Genomic DNA, 13,232 nt, shown 5'->3' with positions numbered 1-13,232 from the left:
TGCGGTGTCGCGCGAAAGGGTTTGAACGGCGGCCGCGGTGGCGCCCGTGCAGGCGTCATGGGCAGGCCGCTTGCGGCCTGCCCATGACGGGTTCAGGAGGCGACGGCTTCGCGGCGCGACTGGCTGGCGTTGTCCTGCAGCGCCTGCGCCACGCGCTGCTGTTCCCGGCGCAGGCGCTCGGGCAGGCGCGGGGCCAGGCTGTCGAGGTATTCGCCGATGGCGGCCAGTTCGGCCTGCCAGCCGGCATGGTCCACGTCGAGCAGTTCGTCGAGCCTGGCGCGTTCGAGCATGAGTCCGTCCAGTTTCAGCTCACCCTCGCCGGGCAGGATGCCGATCGGCGTCTCGACACCGCTGGCGCGGCCTTCGGCGCGGTTGATCATCCATTCCAGCACGCGCAGGTTGTCGCCGAAGCCCGGCCACAGGAACTTGCCGTCGGCACCCTTGCGGAACCAGTTGACGTGGAAGATCTTCGGCAGCTTCGCGCCGGGCCGGTCGAACGACAGCCAGTGCGCGAAGTAGTCGCCGTAGTGGTAGCCGCAGAACGGCTTCATTGCCATCGAGTCGCGGCGCAGCACACCGACCGCGCCGGTGGCCGCAGCGGTGGTTTCCGAGCCCATCGCGGCGCCCATCAGCACGCCGTGGCTCCAGTCGCGCGCTTCCATCACCAGTGGCAGCAGCGAGGGACGGCGGCCGCCGAAGACGATCGCGCTGATCGGTACGCCCTGCGCATCCTCGGCCCTCTCGGACCAGGTCGGGCATTGCTTCGCGCTGACCGTGAAGCGCGAGTTGGGATGCGCGGCCGGGCCGTTGGCCGGGTCGTACGGGCGGCCCTGCCAGTCGGTGACCGGCGTGCCGGGCAAGCCTTCCCACCACGGCTGGTTGTCGGCGGTGACGGCGACGTTGGTGAAGATGGTGTCGTGCGAGATGCTCTTGAGTGCATTCGGGTTGGTGTCGTTGCTGGTGCCCGGGGCCACGCCGAAGAAACCGGCCTCGGGGTTGATGGCGTAGAGGCGGCCGTCCGCGCCCGGACGCATCCAGCAGATGTCGTCGCCCACCGTCCATACTTTCCAGCCGTCGCGGTGATAGCCATCCGGCGGAATCAGCATGGCCAGGTTGGTCTTGCCGCAGGCGGAGGGGAACGCCGCGGCGATGTAGTGCGTCTCGCCCTGCGGGTTCTCGATGCCCACGATCAGCATGTGCTCGGCCAGCCAGCCTTCCGCACGGGCCTGGTTGCTGGCGATGCGCAGCGCGTGGCACTTCTTGCCCAGCAGCGCGTTGCCGCCATAGCCGGAGCCGTAGGACTTGATCGTGAGTTCGGCCGGGAAGTGCATGATCCAGCGGCGCTCGGGATCGAGTTCGCCCTTGGAATGCAGGCCCCTGACGAACGTGCCCTCGCGCTCGATGCGCGCCAGGGCGGCGGCGCCCATGCGGGTCATGATCTTCATGTTGGCGACCACGTAGGGACTGTCGGTGATTTCCACGCCGCAGCGCGCCAGCGGCGAGTCGATCGGGCCCATGCAGTACGGGATCACGTACATCGTGCGGCCTTCCATGCAGCCGTCGAACAGCGCGTCGATCTTGGCGTGCGCCTCGGCCGGGGCCATCCAGTGGTTGTTCGGGCCGGCGTCTTCCCTGTCCGGATGGCAGACCAGCGTGAGGTGCTCGACGCGGGCCACGTCCTTCGGATGCGAGCGGTGCAGGTAGCAGCCGGGATGGGTCTGCTGGTTGAGCTCGATCAGGGTGCCGTCGGCCAGCATCTGCTGCACCAGGGCCTGGTATTCGGCGTCCGAGCCGTCGCACCAGTGGATCCGCGCGGGGCGGGTCAGTGCCGCCGTCTGGTCGACCCACTGTTCGAGCGCTTCCAGCTTGCTGGCCATCGTGTCCTCTTGAGGTTTTTGGAAAAAGTGACCGGAAACGGTAGTTTGCGTGCACTGGTATTGCAAGGTTGCATGCAACAAAAAACGGCGCCGGAGGGCGCCGTTCGGGGATTTCCAACAGGCTCGGTCAGGCCGGGATGAGGGTGGTGATCATGTGTTCGACGTAGGCGTCGAACTCTTCGTGATTGAGCCGCGGCAAGCCCAGGGTGAAGTTCAACTGCAGGAAGCCGACGTAGGCGGCGTAGGTCAGCCGCGCCCGGTTCAGCGCCTGCGCCGGGGCCAGGCCGGCTTCACGGTAGGCGGTGGTGAGGAATTCCACGCGTCGCTGCGACACGCGCGCCATCACCGGCACCACCTGCGGATGGTCCAGCGCCTTCAGCAGCGCGGCATACACCCGGTGCGGCTGCAGTTCGTGCGCCACGCGGCGGAACAGTTCGGGCAGGCGCTTGCGCGGGTCGCTGATCTGTTCGATCTGGCCCAGCACTTCGCGTTCGCCGTACTGCTCCCAGCGCTCCAGCGCGGCATGCAGCAGCGCTTCGCGGGTACGGAAGTGCCAGTAGAAACTGCCCTTGGTCACGCCCAGCTGGCGCGCCAGGGCTTCCACGGCCAGTGCGCCGACGCCGTGTTCGGCAATCATCTGCAGGGCGGCAAGTTCCCAATCCTCGGCCGACAGCCGGGTACGTTCTGGCTTGCTACTGACATTCATGTGCGTATGGTAGCCACACCCTGTGCATTTGTAATGTGTGGCGTCCATCTGCCTGAGTGGCCGAGCAATTCGTTGCCCGGCCGGGGGATGTGCAGCGGTGTGGTTGACGGCGCTTGCCGAGGCAATCCATACTCATCCGTATGGTCAACGATGCCCACGTTTCCCCTGCGATCAGCCGTTTCCCCGCCGCCGACCTGAGCCTGGCGGTGGAGACGCGCCGCCCGGAAGGCCGTCCGGCACTGCTGTTCGCGCATGGCTTCGGCCAGACCCGCGGCGCGTGGGGCGGCACGGCGCTGGCGTTGGCGCAGGCGGGTTGCCGCTGCGTCATGTTCGATGCGCGCGGCCACGGCGAAAGTGACCGCGTACCGGGCGGCGGCTACCACATGGACCAGTTCGCCGACGACCTGCGGCGCCTCGCCGCCGCGCAGCCGCAGCCACCGATCCTGGTCGGCGCCTCGATGGGCGGCCTGCTCGGTATCGTGCTGGCCGGCGAGCTGCGCCCGTCGCCGTTCCGCGCGCTGGTGCTGGTGGACATCACGCCGCGCTGGGAAACCGCCGGGGTGGAACGCATCCTCGCCTTCATGCAGGCGCACCCGGACGGCTTCGCCAGCTATGCCGACGCGGCCGAACAGATCGCCTCCTACCTGCCGCAGCGGCGCGAGCGCAAGAGCGAACAGCAACTGCGCCCGCTGCTGCGCGAAAGTGCCGACGGCCGGCTGCGCTGGCACTGGGACCCAGCCCTGCTGGCCGGCGGCCTGGTGCAGGAAAGCGAGCGCTATCAGCCTCGCCTGCAGGCCGCCGCCACGAAGATCGACGTGCCCGTGCTGCTGCTGTCGGGCGCGCGCAGCGACGTGGTGTCGCGCGCCACCGTCGACGAATTCCTGCATCTGGTGCCGCACGCACGGCACGTGGAGTTGCCGCACGCCACGCACATGGTGGCGGGCGACGCCAATGACGCATTCACGCGCGAAGTTGTGCGCTTCGTGCAGAGTCTCGATCCGCTACCCGCCGGCCGGCGCGTCGCCGGCGCCGTTCAAACGCAATGAGGTGTTGAGATGTCCGTGTTACTGACCCTGCTGGCAGCGTTGATCGCCACCGGCGCCTGCGCCTACCACCGCAGCAGCCTGCGTACCTGGGCGATCGCCACGGTCGCCACCACGCTGGTGGCCGGCCTGGCGCTGCATGCGCCGTGGACGATGGCGATCCTGCTGATCGTCGAGCTGGCCATCGCCGTGCCGCTGCTGCTGGTGGACTTCCGTCGCCAGCAGATCAGCCTGCCGCTGCTGAAGCTGTTCGCCAAGGTCACGCCGAAGCTGTCGGAGACCGAGCAGACCGCACTGGAGGCCGGCACCGTCGGCTTCGAGGGCGAGCTGTTCTCCGGCAAGCCGGACTGGCACGAACTGCTGAAGCAGCCCAGGCCCGAGCTCTCGGTGGAGGAGCAGGCCTTCATGGACGGCCCGGTGGAAGAACTCTGCGCGATGATCGACGACTGGCAGATCACCCACGAGCTGGCCGACCTGCCGCCGAACGTGTGGGAGTTCATCAAGAAGAACCGCTTCTTCGGCATGATCATCCCGAAGCAGTACGGCGGCCTGCAGTTCTCCGCATTGGCGCATTCGGCGGTGCTGCAGAAGCTCAACAGCATGTCGGCCACGGTGGCCTCGACGGTGGCGGTGCCGAACTCGCTCGGGCCGGCCGAGCTGCTGCTGCACTACGGCTCGGACGAGCAGAAGAACCATTACCTGCCGCGCCTGGCCGTGGGCGAGGAGATTCCCTGCTTCGCGCTGACCGGCCCCTACGCTGGCTCCGACGCCACCTCGATCCCCGATGTGGGCATCGTCTGCAGGCAGATGGTCGACGGCATCGAGACGCTGGGCATCCGGCTCACCTTCGACAAGCGCTACATCACGCTGGCGCCGATCGCCACGGTGGTCGGCCTGGCCTTCCGCATGTACGACCCCGAGCACCTGCTCGGCGACAAGGAGGACCTCGGCATCACCCTGGCGCTGCTGCCGCGTTCCACGCCGGGGCTGGAGATCGGCCGCCGCCACTTCCCGCTCAACATACCGTTCCAGAACGGTCCGGTGCGCGGCAAGGATGTGTTCGCGCCGCTGTCGGTGCTGATCGGCGGCCCGCACATGGCCGGCCACGGCTGGCGCATGCTGGTCGAGTGCCTGTCGGTCGGCCGCGCGATCTCGCTGCCGTCCAACGCCACCGGCGGCATGCGCGCTTCGGCGCTGGCCACCGGCGCGTACGCGCGCATGCGCAAGCAGTTCGGCCTGGCGGTCGCGCGTTTCGAGGGCGTCGAGGAAGCGCTGGCGCGCATCGGCGGCCTCACCTACGCCACTGCCGCGCTGTCGCGTGCCACCGCGGCGGCGGTCGACCGCGGCGAGAAGCCGGCGGTGCCGTCGGCGATCGCCAAGTACCACGCTACCGAGTGGGCGCGGCAGATCGCCGCCGACACCCTGGACGTGCACGGCGGCAAGGCGGTGCAACTGGGCCCGAAGAACTACGCCGGCCGCGGCTGGTCGGCGGTGCCGATCGCGATCACCGTGGAAGGCGCCAACATCATGACGCGCAGCCTGATGATCTTCGGTCAGGGCGCGATCCGCTGCCATCCGTACGTGCTGAAGGAAATGCAGGCGCTGTCGATCGCCGACCGCGGCGAGCAGCTGAAGACCTTCGACCGGCTGTTGTTCGGCCACCTCGGCTTCGGCATCTCCAACGCGGTGCGCAGCTTCGCGATGGGCGTGAGCGGCGCGCGCCTCGGCGAGGCCGCTGGCGATGCCTACACCCGCCGCTACTACCGCAAGCTCGGCCGCTACTCGGCCGCGCTGGCACTGTGCGCCGACGTGTTCATGGGCGTGCTCGGCGGCAAACTGAAGTTCAAGGAGAAACTCTCCGCACGCCTGGGCGACGTGCTGAGCTACCTGTACATCGCCAGCGCCATGCTCAAGCGCTACGAGGACACCGGCCGACCGGAGGCGGACCGGCCGTTACTGGCCTGGGGTTTCCACGAGTGCATGTGGCGGATCCAGAACGCGCTGGACGGCGCGATCCGCAACTTTCCGGTGCGTCCGGTGGCGTGGCTGCTGCGCGCGCTGGTGTTTCCGCTGGGCCGCCGCGAGGTGCCGCCGTCGGATCGCCTGGGCCGTCGCGTCGCCGCGCTGCTCACCGCGCCGAACGACGCGCTCGACCGCCTCACCGACTGGGTCTACACCACGCCCACGCCGAACAACACGATCGGCCGCATGAAGGCGCTGCTGCCGGACGTGATCGCCGCCGAGCCGGTCGACCGCAAGTTCGGCAAGGCGCTGAAGGCGGGCCAGTTCAAGGCGCACGATTACCTGGGCCAGCTCGCCGAGGCACAGCAGGCCGGGGTGATCTCCGAAGCCGAGGCCGACCTGCTCCGGCGCGTGCGCGAAGGCGTGTTCGAGTTCATCTCGGTGGATGACTTCGATACCGACGAACTGCGCGCGTTCAAGACGCGGGCGGACGCCGCGTAGATCGAATCGACCGACCGGCCCGCCTCGCGGGCCGGTGCTTTTCCGGAGGGTGGAAAGATGAGTGCCCCGGTGTTGTCGCTGTACCGCCGCATCACGCGCTGGCCGGCGGGCCACTGGCTCTTCTCGCGGCTGGTCTGCCTGAAGGCGCCGTACTTTGCCACCATCGCGCCACGCTTCGTGGCGCTGGTGCCGGGCCGCTGCGAGGTGCGCATCCGCGACCGTCGCCGCGTGCACAACCACCTCGGTACCGTGCATGCGATCGCGCTGTGCAACCTGGCCGAGCTGAGCGCCGGGGTGATGACCGACGCGACCGTCCCGGCGGACATGCGCTGGATTCCCAAGGGCATGAGCGTGGAATACCTGAAGAAGGCGGTCGGCACGCTGCATGGCGTCGCCACGCCCGAAACCTCGGCGCCCGTCGCGGCCGCCGCCCACGAGTGGCCGGTCAGGGTGGAGGTGACGGACCATGCCGGCGAGACGGTGTTCCGGGCACGCGTGCTGATGTGGGTGTCGCCGCGCAAGCGCGGCTGAGCGCATTGTCTGCGCGCGCTCAGCCCGCCAGCACGCAGCGGTTCTTGCCGCCGCGCTTGGCCTCGTACATGGCGTGGTCGGCCGCCTGCAGCAGCTGTTCGTCGACGTCGGCGTGCCCGTTCGGCCGGTACGGCGCGATGCCGATGCTGGCGCCGACGCGTACCTCGACCGGCTCGCCGTTGACGCGCAGGCTGTACGGCTCGCTCAGTGCGGCGCAGAGCTTTTCGCACAACTGCAGCGCCGTCCGCGAATCGTCGAGCTCTTCCAGCACCAGCGCGAACTCGTCGCCACCCAGCCGGGCCACCGTGTCGTTGCTGCGCAGGTGCGCCGACAGCCGCGCGGCGATCTCCTGCAGCAGGGCGTCGCCGGCGGCGTGGCCGTGGCTGTCGTTGACGCCCTTGAAGCCGTCGATGTCGATGCAGGCCAGTGCAAAGCGGACGTAGTGGCGGTTGGCACGCTGGATCGCGCCGTGCAGACGGTCGCGGAACAGGATCCGGTTCGGCAGGCCGGTCAGCGGGTCGTGGCTGGCCTGGTGGCGCACCATCGCCTCGATCAGCTTGCGTTCGGCGATCTCGCGGGTGAGCTCCTCGTTGCGCTCGGCCAGTTCGGCCATCGCCTCGCGCAACTTCATGCGCGCCGCGTACAGCTCCAGGAACACACGCACCTTCGACTGCAGGATCACGTCGTTGATCGGCTTGGCGATGTAGTCCACTGCGCCGGAGCGGTAGCCCTTGAGCCGGTTGATGTCGTCGACGTAGGCGGCGGTGACGAAGATGATCGGGGTGTCGCGCAGCTGCTCGGCTTCGCCGAGCAGCGCGGCCACCTCGAAGCCGTCCATGTCCGGCATGTTGACGTCGAGCAGGATCAGCGCGAACTCGTGGTCCAGGCACAGCGCCAGCGCCTCGTTGCCGCTGCGCGCCTCGAACAGCTCGGCGCCGCTGTGGGCAAGCAGTCGGCGCATGGCGACCAGGTTGGCGGCGGTGTCGTCGACGACCAGGATCTTCGGCAGCATCGTGTTTACCAGGCGGGCGGGCTCGGGCCTACCTTAACCTTTGCGGCCGGCGGCGGGTGTGAATGCCGCCGGACTCAGTGTCGCAGCCAGGCCAGCAGAGTGGTTGCCAGACGGTCGAGGTCGATCGGCTTGGACAGATAGTCGCTGGCGCCCATGGCCAGGCACTTCTCGCGATCGCCGTGCATTGCCTTGGCGGTCAGCGCGATGATCGGCAGGGCGCCGTAGCGCGGTTGCGCACGGATCGTGCGGATCAACTCGTAGCCGTCCATGCCCGGCATCATGATGTCGATCAGCAGCAGTTCCGGCACGGCCTCGTCGGCCAGCATGCGCAGCGCCTTGGCGCCGTCCTGCGCCAGGCTCACCTGCATGCCCCAGCCGCGCAGCACCCTGGACAGCGCGAACAGGTTGCGCATGTCGTCGTCGACCAGCAGCACGCGACGACCGGCCAGTTCGCCGCCGGCCGCCACCGGATGGCTGGTCGTGGTGCGGGGCAGGGCAGCCTGGCGGTCGGGCACGGCGCCCGGTTGCGCCAGGTCGGCCGGCGCGATCGCCGGCGGCGTCTGCGGCAACAGCACGGTGAAGCGGCTGCCGCGCCCCAGTTCACTGCGCGCGACCAGGTCGCCGCCCAGCATCCTCGCCATCCGCCGCGAAATGGCCAGGCCCAGGCCGGTGCCGCCGAACTGACGACTGGTGCCGGCGTCCACCTGCTCGAAGGCGTTGAAGATGCGCTCGAGCTTGTCGGCGGGAATGCCGATGCCGGTATCGCTGACCGTCAGTGCGAGCAGCGGCTGGCCGCGCAGCGGTCCGGGTACCTCGGTCTCGCCGTCCGGGCGGCCGATGTGCAAGTTCACCGCACCCTCGGCGGTGAACTTGAAGGCATTGCCGAGCAGGTTGTTGGCGATCTGTTCGAGCCGGGCGCCGTCGGTGCGCAGGGTCGCCGGCAGGTCGGGTTCGATCTCCAGAGCGAACCCCAGCGACTTCTGCGCGGCGACGTGGGCGAACGTGCGGCGCAGCCGCCGCCCCAGCTCGGCCAGCGGCAGTTCATCGATCACCAGCTCCATCTTGCCGGCTTCGATCTTGGACAGGTCGAGGATGTCGTTGATCAGGCGCAGCAGGCTGTTGCCGGCGTCGTGGATGACCCGCGCCGACTCGACCTGTTCGGCGTCCAGGTTGCCGCCGGCGTTGTCGGCCAGGTCGCGCGACAGGATCAGCAGGCTGTTCAGCGGCGTGCGCAATTCGTGCGACATGTTGGCGAGGAACTCGGATTTGTACTGGTTGGCCCGCGCCAGTTCGGCGGCCTTGTCGGCGGTTTCCTGCTGCAGGTCCTCCAGCACGTACTTCTGCCGGTTGAGGCTTTCAGTCATCTCGCGCAATTCCTCGTTCGATGCCTGCAGCTCGCCGGCCTGGATGCGCAGTTCCTCTTCGGAGGCGATCAGCCGCCGGGATTGTTCCTCCAGTTCCTCCGTCTTCGCCTGCAGCGCGTCGTTGTTGTCGCGCAGCACTTCCTTCTGCTGGCGCATCACCAGCTCGGACACGCGCAGCTCGTCGGCCTGTTCCTGCGTGCGCAGCAGCAGGTCTTCCACGCTGATCGTGCGGTTGAGGTTCTCCAGGCTCAGCGCCACCAGCGGCAGCAACTCGTCCAGCAGCTGCCGTGTCAGCGGGGGCGGCGGAGTGAAGCTGGCCAGTTCCAGCACGCCGATCAGGGTGTCGCGGTAGAGCACTGGCAGGATCGCCAGGTGGCCGGGCAGCGCCTCGCCGCTGCCGGAGTCGATGTGCAGGTAATGGGCCGGCACGTCGTCCAGGATGATCGGCTTGCGCTCGAGCGCGCATTGCCCGACCAGCCCCTCGCCAGGCAGGTACTGGTCGGCCGAACGGTTGTTCAGGCGCAGGCCGTAGCTGCCGATCAGGTCGAGCCGGTGGCGCGCATCGTCGTACGAGTAGAACAGGCACACGCCGGCCTTGCACAGCGGCGCCAGCGCACTGGTCAGCCACTGCGCGAACTCCTTGTGCGTGGTGGCCTGCAGCAGCAAGTGGGAGATGCCCGACACCTGTTCCTTGATCCAGCTCTGCGCTTCAGTCTCCATCGACATCCGCTTGAACACCTGCAGGGCGCGGGCGATCTCGCCGATCTCGTCGCGGCGGTCGAGCCGGCGGATCTCGAAATCGTGGTCGTGGTTCGCCAGCCGGGTCAGCTGGTCGGTCAGGCCGCGCAACGGGTGGGTGACCAGGCGCAAGGTCAGCCGGATGATCGCCAGGCCGAGCAGGATGGCGAGCAGGGCCGCCGCCACGTTGACCACGCGGGTGACGGCGATGGTCCGGTCCAGGCGCTGGTTGCGCATGGTCAGGAGCCGGTTCTCGTCGAGCGTCATCCGGTTGATGACGCCGTTGATTTCCTTCACGCTGATGCTGCGGTGTTTCAGGTAATCGGACTGGATGTGCAGCCGCTGCAGTGCAGCCTGCGCCGGGTCGGTCGTGCCCGGGCCGGCCAGGGCGCCGATCACCTCGCTGCGGAACTCGCGCTGCCACAGCGCCGCCATCTCCTCGACCTTGTCGATGCGCGACAGCTGCAGCGGGCTGTCCGACATCAGTTCGCGCAGTCGGGTCAGATGGGTGTGCAGCTCCCGGTTGGCACTCTCGAAGGCGTCGCGCTGCGCGGCATCCTGGGTCAGCAGGTAGCCGCGGGCGGCGACCTGGCTGGCCTGGACCGTCTGCAGGACGTGGTCCAGCTGCAGCAGCACCTGGTAGGTGTGCATCGACCCGTCACGGTCACTCTCCTGCTGGCGCAGCGAGTGCAGGCTGATCGCGCTGGCCAGCAGGAACAGCCCCAGCAGCAGGCCGATGGCCAGCACGATCTTGTGCTGCAGCGGCCGGTCGGCCAGCCAGGTATTGGGCGAGCGCGTCGTAGGCATGCACAGATCATCGCAGCTTGCACTGCCCGTCGCATGTCCTGGGCGGCCGTCGGCTCAGCGGCGGCGCCAGGCCGGCCGCACGATCGAGCCGCGTCGCCGCGCCACGAGCAGCAGGCCGATCGTGCACAAGCTGCACAGGGCCAGCGCGACTACCGATGCCTCCGCGCCGAACACGCCGCCGCTGAGCCAGTCCGGGCCACTGCGGGTGGACACCAGCCAGCCGTTGGCCGGAGTGCCGGACACCGGGATGCCGTAGATCGTGCCCTGGGCGAAGTTCCACGCCGCGTGCAGGCCCATGCAGAGCGGCAGCGAACGGGTCAGGTGGTAGATCATGCCGAACAGCAGGCCGGCCTCGATCGCGATGGCGGCCGAACTCCACAGCGTGGCGCCGGGGTTGCCGATGTGCGCCGCGCCGAAGAACAGCGCCGAGATCGCCAGCGCCCACCAGCTGCCCAGGCCTTCCTCGACGATGCGGAACAGCACGCCACGGCAGATGATCTCCTCGCCGATGCCGGCGCCCAGCCCCACCATCAGCAGGGCCGGGACCCATGGCACATCCGGGTTGGTGCCGGTGACGTGATAGCTGCCAAGCAGGTACAGCGCGCCGACCACCGCACTGAACAGCAGCAGGCCGGCGAGCGTGCCGAGGGCTCCGTCCGGCAGCAGCCGGCGCGGTGCCAGTTCCGTGACCGCGCGGCGTTCGACCAGCCGCACCAGCAGCAGATAGGCAAGCAGCGCCGGCAGCGCGCGCATCAGGAGTTGTGCCAGGCCGTGAATGGTGGCCGGGGCATCCTTGCCGAGCCAGCCCAGCGCATGCATCAGCTTGCCCGTGGCGAAGCTTAGCGCCAAGAACATCAGCATGAAGATCACGATCCGCGCCAGCGGCGAGAACAGCAGCCAGCGCTTCCAGCGTGGCGCCGCGGGCGGCGTGGTGAAGGCGATGGTCTGGTCGTGCATGCTCGGGCCCCTGGCAAAGACCCGCACGTTAGCAGCGGCGTCGCGCGGCGGCTATAGCTCCACCGCCACGGCATGCTCGCGGGTATTGGCGAAGCGCACCTGCGGCCAGCGCTCCTGCACCAGCTGCAGGTTGACCCGCGTCGGCGCGATGTAGACCAGCTCGCCGGCGCCGTCGATGGCCAGGTGCATCGCATTCTTCTCGCGGAACTCGGCCAGCTTCTTCTCGTCGTCGCAATGCACCCAGCGCGCGGTGCTTACCGTCACCGGCTCGAAGCTGGCGTCGACGTTGTACTCGTCCTTCAGGCGGTAGGCGACCACCTCGAACTGCAGCACGCCGACCGCGCCCAGGATCAGATCGTTCGACATCAGCGGGCGGAAGAACTGGGTGGCGCCTTCCTCGCTCAACTGCGCCAGACCCTTCTGCAGTGCCTTCATCTTCAACGGATCGCGCAGCCGCGCGCGGCGGAACAGCTCCGGCGCGAAGTTCGGGATGCCAGTGAACGTGACCAGTTCGCCCTCGGTGAAGGTGTCGCCGATGGTAATGGTGCCGTGGTTGTGCAGGCCGATCACGTCGCCCGGGTAAGCCGTCTCGACGATCTCGCGGTCGCTGGCCATGAAGGTCAGCGCGTTGGCAATACGCACTTCCTTGTTGGTGCGCGTCTGGATCATCTTCATGCCGGCGCTGTAGGTGCCCGAGCACACGCGCATGAACGCCACGCGGTCGCGGTGCGCCGGGTCCATGTTCGCCTGGATCTTGAACACGAAGCCGGACAACTTCTCCTCTTCCGGCTGGATCTCGCGCGTGGTGGTGGCGCGCGGGCGCGGGCTGGGCGCGTGCTCGACGAAGAAATCCAGCAGCAGCTGCACGCCGAAGTTGTTCACCGCCGAGCCGAAGAACACCGGCGTCTGCCGGCCGGCCAGGTATTCGTCGAGGTCGAACGAGGGTGCGGCGCCCTGCACCAGCTCCAGTTCCTCGCGCAGCTCGCGCATCGCCTCTGCGCCGATCTTTTCGGCCAGGCCGGGCGCATCGAGGCCCTGGAAGATGGTCGAGTCCTGCCGCGTGAAGTTCTTGCCCTGCTCGAAGATGTGCACCTCGTCCAGCGCCAGGTGGTAGACGCCCTTCAGCCGCTTGCCCATGCCGATCGGCCAGGTCAGCGGCGCGCAGGCGATGCCCAGCACCGACTCCACCTCGTCCAGCAACTCGATCGGCGAGCGGCCCTCGCGGTCGAGCTTGTTGATGAAGGTCATGATCGGCGTGTCGCGCAGCCGGCACACTTCCATCAGCTTGATCGTGCGCTCTTCGACACCCTTGGCGCAGTCGATCACCATCAGCGCCGAGTCCACCGCGGTCAGCACGCGGTAGGTGTCCTCGGAGAAGTCGGCGTGGCCCGGCGTGTCGAGCAGGTTGACGATCTTGCCCTCGTACGGGAACTGCATCACCGACGAGGTCACCGAAATCCCGCGCTCCTTCTCCAGCGCCATCCAGTCCGAGGTGGCGCTGCGCGACGTCTTGCGACTCTTCACCGAGCCGGCCATCTGGATCGCACCGCCGAACAGCAGCAGCTTCTCGGTCAGCGTGGTCTTGCCCGCGTCAGGGTGGCTGATGATGGCGAAGGTGCGGCGGCGGCGGGTTTCTTGGAGATGGGTGGGCATGGGGTGCGGGTCGGCGGGAGCGCGAGCCGGTAATTGTAGCGTGGATCGGGCGATAGCCTCCTACTGGGGGCCTCGATGTTC

At 68.3% G+C, this 13,232-nt stretch carries 9 protein-coding genes; 3 read left to right on the top strand and 6 right to left on the bottom strand.

The window, feature by feature from the left end; genetic code table 11:
* Nucleotides 1-92: 92 nt before the first annotated feature.
* Entirely contained in the window at nt 93-1,943 is a 1,851-nt protein-coding gene (locus R5H19_RS14185; RefSeq protein ID WP_318160200.1) for a phosphoenolpyruvate carboxykinase (GTP), read from the bottom strand.
* A 61-nt stretch (nt 1,944-2,004) separates the two neighbouring features.
* Complete coding sequence (locus tag R5H19_RS14180; RefSeq protein WP_318159675.1) at nt 2,005-2,583, bottom strand: helix-turn-helix domain-containing protein; 579 nt, start codon at nt 2,581-2,583, stop codon at nt 2,005-2,007.
* Between the two features lie 140 nt (nt 2,584-2,723).
* Here R5H19_RS14180 and R5H19_RS14175 point away from each other — a divergent pair, with 140 nt between their 5' ends.
* The 3 genes from R5H19_RS14175 to R5H19_RS14165 are packed head-to-tail and all read left to right on the top strand — an operon-like array spanning nt 2,724 to nt 6,620.
* On the top strand, nt 2,724-3,629 hold the full coding sequence (locus R5H19_RS14175) for an alpha/beta hydrolase (RefSeq protein ID WP_318159674.1): 906 nt from the start codon (nt 2,724-2,726) through the stop codon (nt 3,627-3,629).
* Nucleotides 3,630-3,638: 9 nt separating this feature from the next.
* Nucleotides 3,639-6,089 carry an acyl-CoA dehydrogenase gene (locus R5H19_RS14170; protein WP_318159673.1) on the top strand — a complete coding sequence of 817 codons (2,451 nt, stop codon included), beginning with the start codon at nt 3,639-3,641 and terminating at the stop codon, nt 6,087-6,089.
* Nucleotides 6,090-6,146: 57 nt separating this feature from the next.
* On the top strand, nt 6,147-6,620 hold the full coding sequence (locus R5H19_RS14165) for a hotdog fold domain-containing protein (protein ID WP_318159672.1): 474 nt from the start codon (nt 6,147-6,149) through the stop codon (nt 6,618-6,620).
* Nucleotides 6,621-6,639: 19 nt separating this feature from the next.
* Here R5H19_RS14165 and R5H19_RS14160 read toward each other — a convergent pair whose 3' ends face one another.
* From R5H19_RS14160 to R5H19_RS14145, 4 genes are all read right to left on the bottom strand, one after another.
* Nucleotides 6,640-7,632 (bottom strand): diguanylate cyclase, encoded by a 993-nt coding sequence (locus R5H19_RS14160; RefSeq protein WP_318159671.1) that lies wholly within the window; start codon nt 7,630-7,632, stop codon nt 6,640-6,642.
* A gap of 74 nt (nt 7,633-7,706) precedes the next feature.
* The gene (locus R5H19_RS14155; protein WP_318159670.1) at nt 7,707-10,541 is read right to left on the bottom strand and encodes a response regulator; all 2,835 of its coding nucleotides are present in this window, start codon (nt 10,539-10,541) and stop codon (nt 7,707-7,709) included.
* A 54-nt stretch (nt 10,542-10,595) separates the two neighbouring features.
* Nucleotides 10,596-11,498, bottom strand: coding sequence for a type II CAAX endopeptidase family protein (locus R5H19_RS14150; RefSeq protein ID WP_318159669.1), 903 nt, complete (start codon nt 11,496-11,498; stop codon nt 10,596-10,598).
* 51 nt (nt 11,499-11,549) lie between these two features.
* Nucleotides 11,550-13,151 carry a peptide chain release factor 3 gene (locus R5H19_RS14145; RefSeq protein WP_318159668.1) on the bottom strand — a complete coding sequence of 534 codons (1,602 nt, stop codon included), beginning with the start codon at nt 13,149-13,151 and terminating at the stop codon, nt 11,550-11,552.
* Nucleotides 13,152-13,232 lie beyond the last annotated feature (81 nt).

This window comes from Rhodanobacter sp. KK11 (assembly GCF_033345435.1).
Taxonomy (GTDB): domain Bacteria; phylum Pseudomonadota; class Gammaproteobacteria; order Xanthomonadales; family Rhodanobacteraceae; genus Rhodanobacter.
The sequence above is the reverse complement of the archived record's forward strand: the minus strand, read 5'-3'. Positions and strand labels throughout refer to the sequence as shown.